21 protein-coding genes are annotated in these 16544 nt (G+C 62.1%); 12 read left to right on the top strand and 9 right to left on the bottom strand.

Going from position 1 to position 16544, the window contains the following annotated elements; genetic code table 11:
* Positions 1 to 3 precede the first annotated feature (3 nt).
* The 6 genes from flhB to ACN0RV_RS10925 are packed head-to-tail and all read right to left on the bottom strand — an operon-like array spanning position 4 to position 4085.
* On the bottom strand, positions 4 to 1134 hold the full coding sequence (gene flhB / locus ACN0RV_RS10950; RefSeq protein WP_417347637.1) for a flagellar type III secretion system protein FlhB: 1131 nt from the start codon (positions 1132 to 1134) through the stop codon (positions 4 to 6).
* Complete coding sequence (fliR, locus tag ACN0RV_RS10945) at positions 1131 to 1910, bottom strand: flagellar biosynthetic protein FliR (RefSeq protein ID WP_417347636.1); 780 nt, start codon at positions 1908 to 1910, stop codon at positions 1131 to 1133. Before fliR ends, flhB begins: the two co-directional genes overlap by 4 nt.
* A gap of 3 nt (positions 1911 to 1913) precedes the next feature.
* A complete protein-coding gene (locus tag ACN0RV_RS10940; protein ID WP_417347635.1) occupies positions 1914 to 2183 on the bottom strand; it encodes a flagellar biosynthetic protein FliQ in 270 nt (89 codons plus the stop codon).
* Between the two features lie 4 nt (positions 2184 to 2187).
* The gene (fliP, locus tag ACN0RV_RS10935; RefSeq protein ID WP_417347634.1) at positions 2188 to 2922 is read right to left on the bottom strand and encodes a flagellar type III secretion system pore protein FliP; all 735 of its coding nucleotides are present in this window, start codon (positions 2920 to 2922) and stop codon (positions 2188 to 2190) included.
* The gene (locus tag ACN0RV_RS10930) at positions 2915 to 3277 is read right to left on the bottom strand and encodes a FliM/FliN family flagellar motor switch protein (RefSeq protein WP_417347633.1); all 363 of its coding nucleotides are present in this window, start codon (positions 3275 to 3277) and stop codon (positions 2915 to 2917) included. The genes fliP and ACN0RV_RS10930 overlap by 8 nt, the downstream gene beginning before the upstream one ends.
* A gap of 1 nt (position 3278) precedes the next feature.
* The gene (locus ACN0RV_RS10925; protein ID WP_417347632.1) at positions 3279 to 4085 is read right to left on the bottom strand and encodes a FliM/FliN family flagellar motor switch protein; all 807 of its coding nucleotides are present in this window, start codon (positions 4083 to 4085) and stop codon (positions 3279 to 3281) included.
* 507 nt (positions 4086 to 4592) lie between these two features.
* On the opposite strand from ACN0RV_RS10925, the gene ACN0RV_RS10920 reads away from it, so the two are divergent.
* Genes ACN0RV_RS10920 through ACN0RV_RS10885 form a run of 8 tightly spaced genes read left to right on the top strand, consistent with a single transcriptional unit; the run spans position 4593 to position 12202 of the window.
* Positions 4593 to 5468: an OmpA family protein gene (locus ACN0RV_RS10920; protein WP_417347631.1), complete on the top strand. Its 876-nt coding sequence runs from the start codon at positions 4593 to 4595 to the stop codon at positions 5466 to 5468.
* The gene (locus ACN0RV_RS10915) at positions 5465 to 6772 is read left to right on the top strand and encodes a sigma-54 interaction domain-containing protein (protein WP_417347630.1); all 1308 of its coding nucleotides are present in this window, start codon (positions 5465 to 5467) and stop codon (positions 6770 to 6772) included. The genes ACN0RV_RS10920 and ACN0RV_RS10915 overlap by 4 nt, the downstream gene beginning before the upstream one ends.
* 16 nt (positions 6773 to 6788) lie before the next feature.
* Positions 6789 to 7106, top strand: a complete 318-nt coding sequence (gene fliE / locus ACN0RV_RS10910) for a flagellar hook-basal body complex protein FliE (RefSeq protein ID WP_417347629.1) — start codon at positions 6789 to 6791, stop codon at positions 7104 to 7106.
* Positions 7107 to 7115: 9 nt separating this feature from the next.
* The gene (gene fliF, locus ACN0RV_RS10905; protein ID WP_417347628.1) at positions 7116 to 8759 is read left to right on the top strand and encodes a flagellar basal-body MS-ring/collar protein FliF; all 1644 of its coding nucleotides are present in this window, start codon (positions 7116 to 7118) and stop codon (positions 8757 to 8759) included.
* Between the two features lie 19 nt (positions 8760 to 8778).
* Positions 8779 to 9765 carry a flagellar motor switch protein FliG gene (locus tag ACN0RV_RS10900; RefSeq protein WP_417347679.1) on the top strand — a complete coding sequence of 329 codons (987 nt, stop codon included), beginning with the start codon at positions 8779 to 8781 and terminating at the stop codon, positions 9763 to 9765.
* On the top strand, positions 9765 to 10469 hold the full coding sequence (fliH, locus tag ACN0RV_RS10895) for a flagellar assembly protein FliH (RefSeq protein ID WP_417347627.1): 705 nt from the start codon (positions 9765 to 9767) through the stop codon (positions 10467 to 10469). Before ACN0RV_RS10900 ends, fliH begins: the two co-directional genes overlap by 1 nt.
* A complete protein-coding gene (locus ACN0RV_RS10890; protein ID WP_417347626.1) occupies positions 10453 to 11781 on the top strand; it encodes a FliI/YscN family ATPase in 1329 nt (442 codons plus the stop codon). The genes fliH and ACN0RV_RS10890 overlap by 17 nt, the downstream gene beginning before the upstream one ends.
* Positions 11771 to 12202, top strand: a complete 432-nt coding sequence (locus tag ACN0RV_RS10885) for a flagellar FliJ family protein (protein ID WP_417347625.1) — start codon at positions 11771 to 11773, stop codon at positions 12200 to 12202. Before ACN0RV_RS10890 ends, ACN0RV_RS10885 begins: the two co-directional genes overlap by 11 nt.
* Before the next feature lie 68 nt (positions 12203 to 12270).
* Here the strand turns inward: ACN0RV_RS10885 and flgN are convergent, their stop codons facing one another.
* The 3 genes from flgN to flgA are packed head-to-tail and all read right to left on the bottom strand — an operon-like array spanning position 12271 to position 13783.
* The gene (gene flgN / locus ACN0RV_RS10880) at positions 12271 to 12717 is read right to left on the bottom strand and encodes a flagellar export chaperone FlgN (protein ID WP_417347624.1); all 447 of its coding nucleotides are present in this window, start codon (positions 12715 to 12717) and stop codon (positions 12271 to 12273) included.
* On the bottom strand, positions 12714 to 12995 hold the full coding sequence (flgM, locus tag ACN0RV_RS10875) for a flagellar biosynthesis anti-sigma factor FlgM (protein ID WP_417347623.1): 282 nt from the start codon (positions 12993 to 12995) through the stop codon (positions 12714 to 12716). The genes flgN and flgM overlap by 4 nt, the downstream gene beginning before the upstream one ends.
* A gap of 59 nt (positions 12996 to 13054) precedes the next feature.
* Positions 13055 to 13783, bottom strand: a complete 729-nt coding sequence (gene flgA, locus ACN0RV_RS10870; protein WP_417347622.1) for a flagellar basal body P-ring formation chaperone FlgA — start codon at positions 13781 to 13783, stop codon at positions 13055 to 13057.
* Between the two features lie 94 nt (positions 13784 to 13877).
* Between flgA and flgB the strand changes: the two genes are divergently transcribed.
* From flgB to flgE, 4 genes are read left to right on the top strand one after another with little or no spacing between them, the layout of a single operon-like run.
* Positions 13878 to 14228 carry a flagellar basal body rod protein FlgB gene (flgB, locus tag ACN0RV_RS10865; protein ID WP_417347621.1) on the top strand — a complete coding sequence of 117 codons (351 nt, stop codon included), beginning with the start codon at positions 13878 to 13880 and terminating at the stop codon, positions 14226 to 14228.
* Positions 14229 to 14230: 2 nt separating this feature from the next.
* Entirely contained in the window at positions 14231 to 14644 is a 414-nt protein-coding gene (gene flgC / locus ACN0RV_RS10860; RefSeq protein ID WP_417347620.1) for a flagellar basal body rod protein FlgC, read from the top strand.
* Between the two features lie 2 nt (positions 14645 to 14646).
* Positions 14647 to 15327: a flagellar hook assembly protein FlgD gene (locus tag ACN0RV_RS10855; protein WP_417347619.1), complete on the top strand. Its 681-nt coding sequence runs from the start codon at positions 14647 to 14649 to the stop codon at positions 15325 to 15327.
* A gap of 16 nt (positions 15328 to 15343) precedes the next feature.
* A complete protein-coding gene (gene flgE, locus ACN0RV_RS10850) occupies positions 15344 to 16537 on the top strand; it encodes a flagellar hook protein FlgE (RefSeq protein WP_417347618.1) in 1194 nt (397 codons plus the stop codon).
* The last annotated feature ends 7 nt before the right edge of the window (positions 16538 to 16544 follow it).

The following is a 16544-nucleotide window of genomic DNA, read 5'->3' as shown; positions in this document are numbered from 1 at the left end:
TCCTCAATCGTGACGCAGGTGTTGGGGAATGTGGAACTGGGGCAGGGGCTCGGGGCGCCCCTGTTTGCCACGCCGGTGGGCCTTGAGCTGCAGCACATAGCTGAGCACATGGGCGATGGCATGGTAGAGCTGGGCCGGAATCTGCTGCTCCACCTGGGTGGAGTGGTAGATGGCCCGGGTCAGAGGGGGCGCGCTGACCACCTCCAGATCGTATTTGGGTGCCAGGGAGCGCATGTAGAGGGCTACCTCGTCCACCCCCTTGGCCAGCACATAGGGGGCATCGGCCTTCTCTGGCTCATACTTGAGTGCCACCGCGTAGTGGCTGGGGTTAATCAGCAGCACGTCCGCCTGGGGCAGGGCCACCTCGGCGCGGCTTCTGGCCATCTTCTGCTGCAGCTGGCGGATGCGGGATTTGACCTCGGGTTTGCCCTCCTGCTGCTTATGCTCATCCTTGATCTCCTGCTTGCTCATCTTCAGTTTGCGCTTATGGCTCCAGGCCTGATACGGCAGGTCTATCACCCCCACAATGGCGACGGCGCCTGCCAGCCAGTAGAGGCCGCTGGTGAGCACGTCGGACGCCCGCTCCAGGGCCAGTGGCAGGGGCTGCTGGGCCAGCTTGGGCAGGGTGATCCACACCTGGCGCAGGTAGAGCAGCATGGTGCCGGCAATCAGCACCACCTTGAGAATGGACTTGCCCAGCTCTGCCAAGGAGTTCAGGGAGAACAGCCGGCCGAAGCCGGAGATCAGGCTGATGCGGCTAAGCTTGAAACCGGCGTTGCCCAGGTTGAGCAGAGGGCCCTCGGGCAGGGCGGCGGCCGCGGCGGTCAGCAGGTAGAGGCCAGCGAGTAAGGGAACCAGGGTCTGCAGCAACATCAGCAGGGCCAGCCCCAGGTGCTGCTGCATCATGCCGGGAGCCTCCAGGGCGGCCCGGGTGACGGAGAAGTTGTTGCTCCCCACCCCCTGAATGAAACTGGCCAGGTAGCCACTGCCGCTGTCCAGCAGGGTGGCGGCCCCCAGCAGCAGTACCGCACTGGAAAAATCCTTGGAGCGGGCAACCTGCCCCTGCTCCCTGGCCTTGCGCAGCCGGTTGGCCGTGGGTTGTTCGGTCTTGTCGCCGGACTGCTCATTGCTCATGGCGTCCCCCCGATCGCGTGCAGCATCACCCTCAGGGCGTCACTGGTCAGCTCCGCGTACAGTCCGGGAAGGCCGGTGAACACCAGCAGCAGGCACACCAGGCCCATCATCATCGACATGGGAAAGCCCAGGGCGAAGACGTTGAGGCTGGGGGCGGCCCGGCTGAGGACACCAAAGGTGAGGTTGACCAGCAGCATGGCGGTGACCGCCGGTACTGCCAGGGTGAGGGCCGAGGCAAAGATCCAGCCAAACCTCAGGGCCAGCATCTCCAGGGGCAGGTTGAAGATGCCGCTGCCCACCGGCCACAGGGTGAAACTGTCCACCAGGATGCCCAGGGCCACCAGGTGGCCCTCCAGGGCCAGAAACATCAGGATGCCGTAGAGCATCAGCAGCTGGCTGACGATGGCTTGACTCATGCCATTGACCGGGTCGTTCATGATCGCCATGGAGAGCCCCATCTGCATGGAAACCACAGAGCCCAGTACGGTAAGCACATGAACAAGCAGCAGCAGGGGAAACGCCAGCAGCATGCCGGTGAGGATCTGTTCGGCGGCCAGCAATACCGCGGTGAGTGAGGCGGCATCCACCTGGGGCGGCGTGGGCACCATGGGGGCCATCACCACAGAGAGCACTAGGGCCAGCAGTATCTTGACGCGGATGGTGACGTGGGCGCTGGAGAACATGGGCATCACGCTGAAGGCGCCCATCAACCGGCAGAAGGGCCACCAGATGTGGCCTAGCAGGCTGCCCAGTTCGGCGCTGGTCAGAGTCAGCATGGGCTAGCCGATGAGGTAGGGGATGTCATTGAACAGACGCTGAAACAGGTCCATCACCTGTTGCAGCAACCAGTGGCCGGCAAAGAGCACCATCAGCAGGGTCATGATCAGCTTGGGCAGAAAGCTCAGGGTCTGTTCGTTGACCTGGGTGGCGGCCTGAAACACCGCGATGATGATCCCCAGGGCCAGGCCGGGGAGAATCAGTATCGCCACCATATTGACCACCAGCAATACGGCATCGGCAAACAGGGTACTGAGAACTTGAGTATCCATGAGGCTATCCGAAACTGGCCGCCAGGGTGCCTACCGTCATGCTCCAGCCATCCACCAGCACAAACACCATCAGTTTGAAGGGGAGGGAGATGATCAGCGGTGATAGCATCATCATCCCCATGGACATCAGCACACTGGCGACCACCAGATCGATGACCAGGAAGGGAAGAAACAGTAGAAAGCCGATTTGGAAGGCGGTCTTGAGTTCACTGAGCACGAAGGCGGGCATCAGGGTCAGGAAGGGCACTTCATTTGGCGTCAGATCCAGAGAATCGCCGGAGATGCGCATCATCTGCTCCAGGTCCGACTCCCGGGTCTGAGTCAGCATAAAGGCGCGCAGGGGCACCTCTGCCCGCCGGGCGGCCTCTACCAGGTTGATCTCGCCGCCGTCGTAGGGCTGAACCGCGTTGGCGTAGATCTGCTCGCCCACCGGGCGCATGATAAACAGGGTCAGGATCAGGGCGATCCCCAGCAGAACCTTGTTGGGGGGGCTCTGCTGCAGGCCCAGGGCCTGGCGCAGTACCGCCAGTACCACAATGATTCGGGTGAAACTGGTGGCCATCAGCAGCAGCGCCGGCAGCAGACTGATGGCGGTCATCAGTGCCAGGATCTCCAGTTTGATGTTGATCGCCTGGGACTGGTCACCGTCGTCCAGAGTCAGCAGGGTCAGGCCCTCTGCACTGGCGGCAAAGGGCAGGACCAACAGCAGCAGAGGCCAGAAGCGGGCCAGCTTAGCCATCGTAGCCGCCAGAGACCTTGGTATTTTCCACCTCCAGCAGGCGAACGCCGTAGCGGCCATTGACCTCGACCACCTCACCCCGCCCCAGCAGGGCGCCGTTGACACGCAGATCCAGGGGTTCGCCTACCATGCGGTCCAGGGTGATCACGTCCCCCTCGCCCAGGGTGGTCAGCTCTCCCAGGGTCATTTCGGCGCTCGCCAGCTCCAGGGAGACCTGCACGGGCAACTGCTGAAAAAAGCCCATATCCTTCTTGGGACGGGATTGAGGGGAAGCGGAAACGGTGGCCGTCGGTACCTCCTCCTCCAGCAGGTCATCCAGCAGCAGATCATCATCCAGCAGGTTGTCATCAACCACGTTAGTACTCCTCAGCTTTATGGGCATCCTGGTTGAGCTTGGCCACCAGTTTGCCGTCTTGGGCATGCACGCTGGCGTAGAACTGGGTGCGGCCACCTATGGTAACCGGGCAGCGGGCGTGCAGATGTATGGGCAGAATGTCGCCCTCTTTCAATTCGTTGAGTGTCTGGACCGGCACCGCTTTGCGGGCCAGTTCCACCCGGGCCTGGACCGGAATCTGGGTCATTCGCTGTTTCACCTTGGACATCAGCTCAGGATCGGCTTTGTGCTCGGTGCGCTGTTCGGACAGGGAACCGAGCAGGGCTTCGCTGACATAGAAGCGGATGGCCTCGAAGGGGTGGCTCCGGGGCCACTCGAAACGCCAGCAAGCGGGAGACTGAATGCCGTCCAGGCTGGGCACCACCTCCAGATCCAGCTCATCCATGGAGAGTCGGGTCTTGGGCAGGGTTTCCAGGCTGGTTTCGACAATGCGATGAGCCAGGCGCAGTTCGGAGTGGCTGATGGGACGCAGGGGGCTGACCAGCCGTTGGCTGGCGCCGCCGTAGTAGCTGCTGGCCAACTGATCCAGGGTACAGCGGTCGATGGCCAGCCAGGCCAGGGCGGTGCGTCCGTGACTGAGGACAAAACAGGCATTGCCCTGATTCGGCGGCAGGGGCTGTTCGTCCAGCCTGACCCGCACCGGTGTGGCCTGGCCAAGGCGCATCAGGGGTTTGAAGATCTGCAGCACCGCATCCAGCATCTGGCTGTATCCCAGTTCAAGCTGGCGAAGCAGGCGGCTGCGAGCCAGCTTTTCCTGGACCAAAACCACAGGCCTTACCGTTGCGTCAGTGTCACCAGCTAATAGTTTTGCTTTTGCTGTTGTCTTCATTATGAACTGTTCTTTAATTGAGCTTAAATTCGTAAAACCCTGCTGCCATTAGACCTGGGCTGGGTGTAAAGCGCTGTCCAACACGAATGTTGCGTAATATATGGATCAATCATATCAGCACTGCTTTTATTTATTTCTTTACTCTTGGCTAGTATTTAGAACATCAGTCAATTATCTGACAAAGTCAAAAATACGTTGTCCAAATCATGCCGTTCATTCACGACGATGGCTAACATATCAGGGGTTTGCGGGGCGTTCAATGATATTTAATGAAAAATAAATCTCATTGATTGCTCGGTAGAAAAATATAAATTCAAACTTGATTTCTTGGTCGAAAAAATAATAGTCTGCCAACTCTTAAAAATTCGCCCAGTGACTATAATGTCTAGTTTGATAAATAAGGTATTTTTGACGGCTGTCGTTTTTCCGGCGCTCGCTAACGCAGCGGTGGTTAAATTTGGCACGCCGCTGGAAAGAGCTGGATGGAAATTTGACGGTGACAAATTTCAGTGCCGTCTCATACATGAAGTCGATAATTTCGGCCGATTTGTCTTACGCCGTCACGCCGGTCACCCACTCTCCCTGGCCCTGGAAGCAGACTGGCTGCCTGGGCAGGGCATCGACGCCGAGTTCAGCCTTCAGAAACCTGGGTGGCAACCCTCCTCTCCCGATGTTGCCCATCACTATTCTGCCCATTGGCAGCAGAGCCAAGCCAGGCTGGTTGGGGCGGGCGAGCCCTTCCTTCAGGCCCTGGAGCTGGGTTGGAATTGGCAGGTGGATCTCGGTGACCAACTGGGTCAGCAGTGGCGGGTATCCAGTGCCAATGTCCAGGGCCAGTCGGCCGCCCTGGAGATGCGCCAATGTCTGAACCAGTTGCTGCCCATGTCCTATGAGCAGGTGAGACGATTGGAGATTCGGTACTCCAGCGGCGGTGTGGAGCCGGCTTTTGGAGCCGCTGACAACATCCACGCCGCTGCCGCCTATGTTCAGGCAGACGCTCGCATCAACAAGGTGCTGGTGGATGGTCATACCGACAGCGACGGAGACAGCCTGTCCAACCTGGTGCTAAGCCGCACCCGCGCCGACGAGATCGCAGCCCGACTGGTGGCTGCCGGCGTGCCCGCGGCAAAGATAGAGATTCGAGGCCACGGGGAGCGTTTCCCCCTGGTCAGCAATGGCAGTGCCGCAGGGCGCGCCAAGAACCGCAGGGTCACCATTCGCCTGGTGATGGCCGGAGATGACCAGGCCCCCTCACAGGAGGCGGCGCCGGACATGAGCAGCACCCTGCCAAAAATACTCAATGCTCAGGAGAGCGGAGAATGAGCGATTACTCCATTCGAATTGCTGGATTTGAACTCAGTGGGTGCGACCGGGCTCAGCTGGACCTTCAGGGGTTTACCCTGCTGGATATCGACAGCCGAAAACCCGCCTGGCTGACCCTGGTTGGCTTGCAGGGGTGCTCCCCTGAACAGGTCAGTCAGAAGATGGCTGAGGTTGCTGGCAGCATGAAAGTGGTGCTGGTAGACCCGGATGCCGGTGAGGTGGCCAGCGCCGCCCTGAGCTGCGGCGCCCAGGATTATCTGCTGGCTCCCCTGGATCTGGAGCAGTTGCACCGGCTGATTCGCCGTCTCATCACCATCGAAAGCAGCCGGGCGGATCTGGTGGCAGAAGCGCCGGCCAGCCGCCAGTTGCTGATGCTGGCTCATCGCGCCGCCTCCACCGAGGCCAGCGTGCTGCTCTCTGGTGAGAGTGGCACCGGCAAGGAGCAGCTGGCCCGTTACATTCACCGCCACTCCGCCCGGGCGGACAAACCGTTTGTGGCGGTCAATTGCGCGGCCATTCCTGAGTCGATGTTGGAGTCGGTGCTCTTCGGCCATGCCAAGGGGGCGTTCACCGGTGCCCATGCGGACAAGGCGGGTAAGTTTGAGCTGGCCAACGGCGGCACCCTGCTGCTGGACGAGATTGGTGAGATGCCGCTGATGCTGCAAGCCAAGCTGCTTCGAGTGTTGCAGGAGCGCGAAGTGGAGCGACTGGGTTGCCACAAGCCCATTAACCTGGATATCCGCATCATCGCTGCCAGCAACAAGGATCTTCGCAAGGAGGTGAGCGAAGGCAACTTCCGGGAGGACCTGTTCTACCGTCTGGATGTGTTGCCCTTGCACCTGCCACCTCTGCGGGAGCGCCGCGAAGACATTCTGCCGCTCGCCGATCACCTGCTTGAGCGCCACAACCATCTGGCCGGGGACGACAGCTGCTACTTCAGTGAAGCCGCCCGCGCCGCGCTGCTGGCCCATGATTGGCCGGGCAATGTCCGCGAGCTGGATAACTGCGTACAGCGGGCCCTGGTGATGCGCCGGGGCACCGCCCTGCAGGCCCTGGAGCTGGGACTGCCCCAGCAACAGGTGATTCCGGCGAGTGCCGCCACGGGTCAGGGACTCAAAGCCTCCAAGCAGCAGGCGGAGTTCCAGTACATCATCGACACCCTGAAACGGTTCGGCGGCCATCGAAGCCGCAGCGCCGAGACCCTGGGGATGACCACCAGGGCGCTGCGTTACAAGATGGCGCAGATGCGGGAAGCGGGCATCGATGTGGATGCCATTATCAAAAACGCCGAATGTGCCGCGTAGAGGAAGCTGAGCAATCATGAGCATTATTACCGAGCAATCGATGCTGGCGACCATGGCCCTGCAGAAGGACCAGGCGGCGGGCTTCATCCGTCCGGCCGAGGACCAGGCCGAGGCGGCCAACTTCTCAGAGCTGATGAAGCAGAAGGTCGTGTCCGTCAATACCGACCAGAACCTGGCGTCGGCCCGCACCGCTGCGGTGGAAACCGGGGAAAGTGATGACCTGGTGGGCGCCATGGTGGCGTCGCAGAAGGCCAGCCTCTCATTCAGCGCCATGGTGCAGATTCGTAATCGTCTGGTGGCCGCGCTGGACGAGATCATGAAGATGCCGATCTAGGGGAGCACTATGTCGACCGTATTATCCCAATCCGCTCAACCTCTCGGCTTCCTTGACGGCGCTCGCAGCGTCTGGCAGCGCTTTGTCCGCTCCGAAGGGGGGCAGGGGCAGGTGCTGCTGGTGTCGGTACTGGCGGTGATCGCCGCCACCGTCATCGTCCTGGTGTTATGGAAGTCCGGGGGCAACCTTCGCCCCCTGTATGGCAATCAGGAGGGGTACGACAGTGCCCAAATCATCGAGGTGCTGGAGGCTGAAGGGATCGATTATCAGATTGACCGCGGCACCGGCCAGCTGCTGGTAAACCACGACCAGGTGGGGGCCGTGCGCATGGTGCTGGCGGCTCGTGGCATCAAGGCTCAGCTGCCCAGTGGCCTGGACACCCTCGACAGTGACGTGACCACCAGCCAGTTTATGGAGCAGGCCAGGTACCGTCATGGCCTGGAGGGGGAGATGGCCCGCACCATCATGGCCCTGGATCCGGTGAAAGCCGCCCGGGTTCACCTGGCCATCCCCAAGCGCACCCTGTTTGTGCGCAAGCAGGATGCCCATACCTCCGCCTCGGTGATGGTGGATCTGCAGCCGGGCAAAACCCTGAGCCCAGGCCAGGTGGCCGCCGTGGTCAACCTGGTGGCGGGCAGTGTGCCCGGACTCAGCCCCAAACGGGTGCAACTGGTGAACCAGCGCGGTGAGCTGCTGGCGGGGAATGAGGCCCTGGGCCACAACGCCAACGGCCTGAGTGCCAAGCAGGTGGAGTACAGCCGCAGCCTGGAGCAACAGCTGATTCAGCGGGCGGAAAGCATGCTTCTGCCGGTATTGGGTCCCCAGCAATTCCGGGTGCAGGTGTCTGCCGACATCAATTTTGACCAGGTGGAGGAGACCCAGGAGAGCGTCGATCCCAGCGTGGTACTGCTGCAGGAAAAGGTGCGCAGCAACCAGAACAACGGCTCCCTGGCCCTGGGGATCCCCGGAGCACTCTCCAACCAGCCGCCGGCCCAGGAGGGGGAGCAACCCTCGAATCAGTCCAGCACCCTGAGTGAGGAGTCCAGCCGCAGCTTCGAGGCGGGGCGCTCGGTGCGCCACACCAAGTATCAACAGGCGCAACTGGAGCAGTTGTCGGTCTCGGTACTGGTGAATCAGCGCGCCGACGGGGCCCAGCCTTGGACCCAGGCTCAGCAGGATCAGATGGCCCAGATGGTGCGGGATGCCATCGGCTTCGATGCCAGTCGTGGTGACCAGTTCTCCCTGTCGGTGTTCCCCTTTGCGGTGGTGGCCGAGACCCCGGTAGAGCCGATGCCCTGGTGGCAGCTGCCGGAATATGCCCAGTATTTCCGCTACCTGGTGGGAGGCCTGGTGGGGCTTTGCCTGATCTTCTTCGTGCTGCGCCCCATGGTCAGTCACCTGATCAAGGTGGAGCGGATGCCCAAGGAGGCGCCGCCACTGCCGGTTGCCGACAACCCGCCGGAGCTGGCGCCGCCGCCGGAGGCTGAGCCTGAGCAGAAGGGGCTGAGCAGTGCCATCGTGGCCCTGGGGCTGCCGGAGCCCGGCTCACCCCTGACCGTACAGTTGGAGCACCTTGGCATGCTGGCCAAGGAGGAACCGGCCCGGGTGGCCGAAGTGATCTCCCAGTGGATTGGAGCAGAGAAACGTGACTAATGCCCTGAAAGCGTCCCTGATGGACAACATGGAGCAGGCAGCCATGCTGCTGCTGAGCATGGGCGAGGAGGGTGCCGCCAAGGTGCTGGCCCACCTGGACCGCAGCGATGTACAGCGCCTCAGCCACAAGATGGCTCGTCTGAGCCACATCTCCCATGAGGAGGCCGGTGGTGTGCTGAGCCGCTTCTTCGATGCCTATCGGGACCAGTCCGGTATCGCCCGGGCCTCCCGAGGCTACCTGCAACGCACCCTGGATATCGCCCTGGGCGACCGGGTGGCCAAGGGACTCATCGACAACATCTATGGTGACGAGATCCAGACCCTGGTGCGTCGCCTGGAGTGGGTGGACCCCAAGCTGCTGGCCCACGAGATCACCCACGAGCACAGTCAGCTTCAGGCGGTGCTCCTGGGGCTGCTGCCTGCGGAGAACGCCTCTCTGGTGCTGCAACACCTGCCGGGCCACTGCCACGATGAGGTGCTGCTGCGCATTGCCGCTTTGGGGGAACTGGACCGGGATGTGGTGGAGGAGCTTCGCCAGCTGGTGGAGCGCTGCGTGGCCATCGCCATGGAGAAGAGCCACACCCAGGTGGCCGGCGTGAAACAGGTGGCGGATATCCTCAATCGCTACGAAGGCGACAGGGAACAACTGATGTCGGTACTCCGGTTGCACGACCAGACCCTGGCCACCCAGGTGGAGGACAACATGTTCGACTTCATCATCCTGGGTCGCCAGAAGGACGACACCCTGCAGAAGCTGCTGGCAGAGGTGGATCCGGAGACCCTGGCCATCTCCCTCAAAGGGGTGGATTCCACCCTCAAGAAGGCGGTGCTTGGCGCCCTGCCCAAGCGGATGTCCTCCTCCATTGAGACCCGGATGGAGGCGATTGGCGCCGTGGCGCTCTCCAGGGCGGATCTGGCCCGTGCCGAGGTCATGGAGAAAGCCAAGAGCATGATGGAAGCCAAGGAGCTGGAACTGCAACTCTTTGAAGAGCCGGTGGTGGAGTAATGAGTCAACAACACTGGAACAATCAAGCAAGCCGGGTCCGCCTTTACCATTTCCCGCCCCTGGGCTCTCAGGGGGGCGACACCGCCCCGGCCACTTCGCCTGCCGACTACCAGAGAGCGGTAGAGCAGGGGTATCAGGAGGGGATGGATCAGGGCCGTGAGGCCGGCTACCAGGAGGGCCTGGAGATGGGCCGTAAGGAGGGTGTTTCCCAGGGGGTGGCCGAAGGCCGCAACCAGGGCCAGGCCCAGGCTCATCAGGAGATGGAGCAGCGCCTGGCGCCCATGATCGCCCCTCTGACCGCGCTGCAGCAGCTGCTGCGTGAAGGTCACGAACAACAGCTCAAGGGGCAGCAGGAGCTGATCCTGGAGCTGGTGAAACGGGTGGCCGAGCAGGTGGTGCGCTGCGAACTGACCCTGCACCCGCAGCAGATCATGAGCCTGATTGAAGAGACCCTGGCGGCCCTGCCCGATGGACGCACTAACCCGGTAATCCATCTGGAGCCCGGTGTGCTTGCCACCCTCACCGAGGTGGCGGCGGATCAGGTGGCCCAATGGGAGCTCAAGGCTGACCCCACCCTGGGTATCGGCGATGTCCGGGTGGTGACCGAAGAGTGCGAGGCGGACGCCTCCACCGCCACCCGACTGGATGCCTGCATGGAGCAGGTGGCCAAGCACCTGGTGGATGATCATGGCCAGGGTGCTTAACCTCGCCTGTCACCCCAAGGTACCGGTTGCCACCATCTACGGCAGGCTGATTCGGGTCAACGGACTGATGCTGGAGGCCGTGGGTTGCCAGCTTGGCACCGGCGACCGCTGTCTGCTGGGCTGCCGTGATGGCAGCGAGGTGGAGGCCGAAGTGGTGGGCTTTGAAGGTGCCACCTTGCTGCTGATGCCCTTGCACCCCACCTCTGGATTGATGCCTGGGGCCAGGGTGCGGCCCATGTCAGGCCCCTCCACCGTCCCGGTGGGCCCTGGCCTGCTCGGGCGGGTGCTCGATGGCAGCGGCAACCCCATCGATGGCAAGGGCCCCCTGCGCCACTGCACTGCCCAGCCCACCCACTTAAAGGTTCCCAACCCCCTGCTTCGTCGGCCCATCGCCGGTCAGCTGGATGTGGGGGTTCGTGCCCTCAACACCCTGTTGCCCATCGGCAAGGGCCAGCGCCTTGGCCTGTTCGCCGGCTCCGGTGTGGGTAAGTCGGTGCTCCTGGGGATGATGACCCGCTACACCCAGGCGGATGTGGTGGTGGTAGGGCTCATCGGTGAGCGGGGCCGTGAGGTCCGCGAGTTTCTCGATCATGCCCTGGGCGAGGAGGGGCGTCGCCGCGCTGTGGTGATCGCCGCACCGGCAGACACCACGCCGCTGATGCGCCTGCGCGCCGCCCGCCTGTGTCATCAGATCGCCACCGGATACCGGGATCAGGGCCAGGATGTATTGCTGCTGATGGATTCACTGACCCGCTATGCCCAGGCCCAGCGGGAAATTGGCCTCAGCCTGGGGGAGCCGCCGGCGACCCGGGGCTACCCGCCCTCTGCGTTTTCGACCCTGCCTTCCCTGGTGGAGATGGCGGGCAATGGCGAACACCCCAATGGCAGCCTGAGTGCCCTCTACACAGTGCTGGCAGAGGGGGATGACCAGCAGGATCCGGTGGCCGACGCCGCCCGGGCGATCCTCGACGGCCATATCGTTCTCAGCCGTGCCCTGGCACAGCAGGGGCATTTCCCCGCCATCGACATCAACGCCTCGGCCAGCCGGGTGGCGGATCAGTTGCACAGCAAGGGGCAGCTTCAGGCGTCGGCCCAGGTTCGCCGTCTGCTCGGCCGCTACCAGGAGGTGCGGGAGCTGCTGCCACTGGGGGGCTACCAGCCCGGCCAGGATGCGGAGCTGGATCTGGCGGTGCGCAGTTACCCCACATTGGCGGGCTTCTTGCAGCAGGACAGAGACGAGCGGGTCACCCTGGCGCAAAGCACAAAGACCCTGAAGACAGTGCTGGAGGAGATAACCCAACATGGTGCGTAAAATACAGCTGTTGCGGGAGAAGCAGGAGCAGCAGATGGCTCAGCTGGGGCAGCAGAAGCAACGCAGTCAGCTCAGGCTGGCGCAGCTGGAGCGCCGTCGCCTGGGGCTGGAGCAGGCCCTGGAGGCCAGCGGTGAGGCCCAGGTTGGGGGCAATGTCCTCAGCTGGCAGAATCGCAGCCACTATCGGGGGCAGCTGATTCCCGCCACTCAGAAGCTGGCCCTTGAGCAGGGGCTGGCGGAGCAGGAGCAGGGGCGCATCAGCCGACTTTGGCAGCATGCCCTGGCTCGCCGCCAGGGGTTGGTCTGGCTTGAGGAGCAGCGTCGTCAGCAGGGCCAGGCGCGGCAGAACCGCACTGAGCAGCACCAGCAGGATGAGGCGGGCGGCCGGATGGCGGCGTCGGCTCGGGGGTTCAGGCGTTAGCCGCCCGGCATCAAGGCAGAAAAAAAGGACCCCGGGGGTCCTTTTTTTGTTTCTCTGACAATCGGTGCTCAGGGTTGCAGCTGCCCATAGTCGTTCTCCAGGGCCTGGGCCTTCTGGGGATCGACCAGTCGATTGAGGGAGCGCTGCTGTGTATTGAGCAGGCGGCCATTGATGTCGTTCTGGGTCTTGCATTGATGCACCAGCTGCTGCAGCTGCTGCCACAACAGGCCAATCTTCTTGCCGCTGTCCCCGGGGATGGCCGACAGCAGTCGCTTCATCCCCTTGTCGTCGCCGGGAAGCCCCAGGGCCGTCAGTTGTTCACAGCGACGCAGGGCACGCTGCTGCAACACCTGACACAGTTCGTCCTGACGGCTGTTGTGCCTGGACAGGGCTTGGGTGTCACGACGCTCCAGCAGACCGTGCTGATGACGAATCAGGCTCTTGAGTTGTTGATACTGCTTAACGTCCAGCTGAATCCCCTTGACCAGCTGACGGACCTGTTCGGCTCGGGTCACTGTTGCGACCCGTGCTCTTCCAGCATCGCTTCCGCAATCTGTTCCAGATCGATGGGGTAACCCTCGGTGGACAGTTCCGCCTGCAGGGCGGCGATCTTGTTTCTGTCGACGCTGTCCATCTCATCCAGCTCTTTGCTGGCCTGGTTCAGCTGTTGCCACTGCTGGCTGACAGACTGGGACTGGTTTTCGCTCTGGTGCTTACTCACCGGGGCATTGCTGGTGTTGGCCTCCTGGTTTTGCAGGGAGACCAGCTGCTGGGATACCGGAGTAATTTCCATGGTGTTCTCTCAATCGATGTTGCCTTTGACTATGGAGGGCGGCCATTTTCGGCAAGAACTTAAAAAATTGTTTCTACTTTTCCTGTCGCGACGATCCGGGCGGAAACAATTTTGCCGGATCGGCTGTTCTTCACCCTGATCACCTCACCTTCGCTGCCTCCCTTGAGGGCAACGCCGGATGTGGTGGCGGCAAAGCTGTCACCACGGGCCAGCATCACCACCTGCTGGCCGCGTTCCACCATCAGTGGTGGCATCAACTGCTGGGCCTTGATGGGGGACCCGGCCCGTATGCCGCGTCGGGCACGCTGACCGGCAATGGACTCCATGGACATCAGCAGATCCCCGTCGGAGGGGGTCAGCTTGCGCTGTTGCCATTGCAATTGTGAGGGCTGGATGAGGTGGCCGGCCATCAACTTGGCCCGGGTGACCGGGACCCGGGCCTGGAGAGAGAGGGTGCCACGCACCAGCAGGGACCATTTGGGGTTGGGGCAGGTAACCCGCCTGTGTTGGCGGCCCACAGGAAAACGCCCCCGTTCCCCCTCCAGCAGCAGCGGTTGGGTGCAGGGGGGCAGGGTGGTGGCCCCTGAGGGGAGCTGGACCCGAATATGGTTCTCCAGCCACTGGCCCGGATGCTGTTGTTGCCACAGGCGCACCTCTTCACTGAGGGCGTCATTAACCGCGGAGCGGATCTGCTGTGAGGCGTCCTCGGCGGTCGCGGACAGCGGAAACCCCAGCAGCAACAGCAGGGGGAACAGGGAACTTCCGCTTCCGTTAAACCAGGCTCTCAAGGCGTATCTCGTTGTTATATATAAAAATAAAAACCTGGCACGGATTTTGGATTCCAGTGGCCAGGACTGTATTAACACGTTACTAGGAGTTGCCATGGCTATCAACCTGGAATCGGCACTGGGCCTGCATGCCCAGGGGTTGGATCTGAGGGTGGAGCGCACCAAGATTCTGGCCGCCAATCTGGCCAATGCAGAGACCCCCGGCTACCTGGCCAGAGACATCGATTTCTCCAAGGTGATGCAGGGGTATCAGGGCAGTGGCCAGCTGCAGCGGGAGTATCAGCTGGACTACCGGGTGCCCCACCAGATCGCCGCCGACGGCAACACGGTGGAGCTGGAGCAGGAGCAGGCGCGTTTTGCCGCCAACTCCATGGATTTCCAGACCAGCCTCACCTTCCTGAACATGAAGATCAACGGCATTCGTACTGCCATCGAGGGTCAATAACCATGTCGTTCAACCGAATCTACGACATCGCCGGCAGCTCCCTGGCCGCCCAAACCCAGCGGCTGAATACCGTGGCCAGCAACCTGGCCAATGCCGATGCTGCCGCCGCGGACGCCGATCAGGCCTACCGGGCGGTGAAACCGGTGTTTCGTGCCATCTACGACCAGTTCAATGGCGTTCCCTCCGCCAAGGTGGAGGTAGCGGCGGTGGTGCAGACCGACGCCCCGGTGGAGATGCGCTTTGAGCCGAACCACCCCTACGCCAATGAGGAGGGCTTCGTAGCCTACTCCAACGTGGATACCGTGGCGGAGATGGCGGACATGATGTCCGCCACCCAGAGCTTCGAAGCCAGCGTCAACATCATGAACCGGGCCCGCTCCATGCAACAGGGCCTGCTGCAACTGGGAACCAAGTAACCATGACGGTCAATGCCATCAACAGTGCCGCTCAGAGCAGCGGTGACAGCAACCAGATTCAACCCAATTCTGCGGCGGATCTGAAGAACGAATTCATGACCCTGATGATCGCCCAGATCGAAAACCAGGACCCCACAGACCCCCTGGACGCCAACGAGTACGTGGCCCAGCTGGCCCAGTTCTCCCAGGTGGAGAGCCTGGAGTACATTCGCCAGAACCAGTCAGCCCAGATGACCATGATGGAGAACGCCGCCATCGTTCAGTCTGCTTCCCTGCTGGGCAAGCAGGCGATGGTGCCGGCGGACAGCTTCACCCTCAGTGGTGAGGCTGTGGACGGCAAGCTCTATCTGGAGAACAGCGCCGAGTCGGTTCAGGTTCAGTTGATCGACGGCAAGGGCGAGGTGGCCGCCACTCTGGATCTGGGCAGTCAGGGCAAGGGGGATGTGCCCTTTGCCGTGGACCCACAGCAGCTGGGCCTGGCGGACGGTGAGTACAGCCTCAAGGTGACCGCCACCGCAGGGGACAGCGAACTGCCGGTGAACACCTTTGTTCGGGCCCCCATTGAGAAGATTCATTTTGCCAGCGCCTCAGGAATGATGATGGCGGAGATGGGCAATGGACTGGGCACCGTTTCGGTGCTCAACATCAGCGAAGTCAGCGCCACCGACAGCGCAGTGCAATAAGGATACTGAGGATACTATGTCTTACAACATCGCCATGAGTGGCCTGCGCTCCACCAGTCAGGAGCTGAACACCATCAGCAACAACATCGCCAACGTCTCTACTGCCGGTTTCCGCGGAGCCCGCAGCGAATTTGCCGCCATCTACAACGGTGGCCAGGCCGGGGGGGTGTCCATGACCGGCGCCAGCCAGAACTTCTCCCTCAACGGCACCATGAACTACACCGGCCGCTCCCTGGACCTTGGGATTCAGGGCAACGGTTTCTTCGTCCTGGGCGCCGATGATGGCACCACCCTCTACAGCCGTGCCGGCATGTTCAACCAGAATGCCGACGGCTATGTGGTGGACCCCTATGGCAACCGTCTCCAGGGCTACCCGGTGAGCAGTGGTGGCACCATTTTGACCGGCTCCGTGGGCGACCTGCAGGTGCAGGCGGGCTCCATTCCGGCCCGGGCCACCACCGAGGTGAACATGACCGCCAACCTGGACGCCAGGGTCAGCGCCATCACCGCTCCCTTCGATGCCACCGACGTGAGCACCTACCACAGCTCCAACACCGTCTCTGTCTATGACTCTCAGGGCAACAAGCATGCCCTGACCCAGTACTACGTCAAGACCGCCGACAACAACTGGACTGTGCACTACGCCGTGGATGGCACCCCCTTGGCAGACACCAACACCATGAGTTTCGACACCTCCGGCAACCTGACTGCCGGCGGCAGCGACACTCTCACCATCAACGCAGCCACCCTGGGCACCGGCTCGGCAGATCTGACCCTGGACCTGGAGTGGAACAACACCACCCAGTACGGCGCCGATTACATCACCTCCAAGATTGACCAGAACGGCAATACCTCAGGTGAGATGAAAGGGGTACGGGTGGCCGAGGATGGCAAGGTGTACTCCACCTACACCAATGGTGAGGAGCGGCTGCAGGGCCAGGTGGTACTGGCCAACTTCACCAACCCCAACGGTCTGGAAGCGGTGAACAACACCGCCTGGATTGCCAATCAGGAAGCCGGTGACCCGGCGGTTGGCGCCCCGGGCAGCGGCACCCTGGCGGGCCTCTCCGCTGGCTACATCGAGGGCTCCAACGTGGACCTGACCGCCGAGATGGTCAACCTGATGACCGCCCAGCGGAACTACCAGTCCAACGCCAAGGTGCTGACCGCGGCGGACACCATGAATCAGTCCCTGCTCAACGCCATCTAGGTGACCC

This window comes from Ferrimonas sp. (assembly GCF_048263965.1).
Classification (GTDB): Bacteria; Pseudomonadota; Gammaproteobacteria; order Enterobacterales; family Shewanellaceae; genus Ferrimonas.
This window is presented reverse-complemented; position numbering and strand designations above follow the sequence as displayed.